Source organism: Segatella copri, from assembly GCF_019127135.1.
Taxonomy (GTDB): Bacteria; Bacteroidota; Bacteroidia; order Bacteroidales; family Bacteroidaceae; genus Prevotella.
The window spans coordinates 1-534 of sequence record NZ_JAHOEA010000184.1 but is presented as its reverse complement, the minus strand read 5'-3'; the positions used below and the strand labels follow the sequence as shown (position 1 = coordinate 534).

1 protein-coding gene is annotated in these 534 nt (G+C 47.9%); it reads right to left on the bottom strand.

Translation table 11 applies throughout. The features are described 5' to 3' along the window. On the bottom strand, nt 1-449 hold a 449-nt coding region (locus KSW37_RS15775; RefSeq protein WP_217743539.1), incomplete at its 3' end, for an HU family DNA-binding protein. Nucleotides 450-534 lie beyond the last annotated feature (85 nt).

Below are 534 nucleotides of genomic sequence, written 5' to 3'. Positions count from 1 at the left end.
ATGTCGAGGGTCTTGGCACCCTCCTTCTCAGCCTTGAGGGCAGCCTTCTGTACGGCACGTGATGCAACCTGCTCAAACTCCATACCTACGAAGATGTTGGCAAGATCGCTGCCCGGGATAAACTGAATGTTCACACCCTTGATGTTGATGTCGCTCTTAAATTCGGCTGCGGTTGCCGCCCCCTCACAGGTAAGCTGGAGGCGGAACTTGCCCAACTCGCCGAAATCAATCTGGTTGCCTCGCTGCAACTCGATGACCATGTTCTCCTGCATACTGACCAGAACGGCTGTTACATCCGCATAGGATACGGTGGTCTGCATAGAGATCAACTTCGCAAACTTCTTGAGCGAAATGGAGTCTTTCATCTGAGCACGGGCGTAGAACAAAGGAACTCCTGCTTTGTCACCAAATTTTGACGCAAGCTTTACTAAACTGTAATTAATTGCCATAATACATAAAATTTTAAAATTGTGAATAATAATGTTGTGCACCGGTCTCTTCCCGAATGCTGATACAAAGATACAACATCGGCGG